The 326-nt window shown below is 49.1% G+C and carries 1 tRNA gene and 1 rRNA gene; both read right to left on the reverse strand.

The window, feature by feature from the left end:
- Positions 1 to 71 precede the first annotated feature (71 nt).
- Positions 72 to 147: transfer RNA gene (locus F9B85_RS14235), tRNA-Val, on the reverse strand.
- Between the two features lie 53 nt (positions 148 to 200).
- Positions 201 to 326, reverse strand: a 23S ribosomal RNA gene (locus F9B85_RS14240); the annotation flags it as partial.

Consider the following 326-nt stretch of genomic DNA (forward strand, 5'->3'; position numbering starts at 1 on the left):
GCGGAATCGAACCACCGACACGAGGATTTTCAGTCCTCTGCTCTACCGACTGAGCTATCGAGGCAAATACATGGTGGGTGATAACGGAGTTGAACCGCCGACCCTTGCATGTCAAGCAAGTACTCTAACCAGCTGAGCTAATCGCCCATTGATTTGTACCCTGAAAGCTACACAGAGAATTTATATGCGATGTAATAGAGTAGGTTAAGTCCTCGACCGATTCGTACTCGTCAACTACACGCCTCACAGCGCTTCCATCTCGAGCCGATCAACCAGGTCATCTTCCTGGGGTCTTACCTACTTACGTAGTGGGAAGTCTCATCTTT

It is taken from the genome of Heliorestis acidaminivorans, assembly GCF_008933955.1.
Classification (GTDB): Bacteria; Bacillota; Desulfitobacteriia; order Heliobacteriales; family Heliobacteriaceae; genus Heliorestis; species Heliorestis acidaminivorans.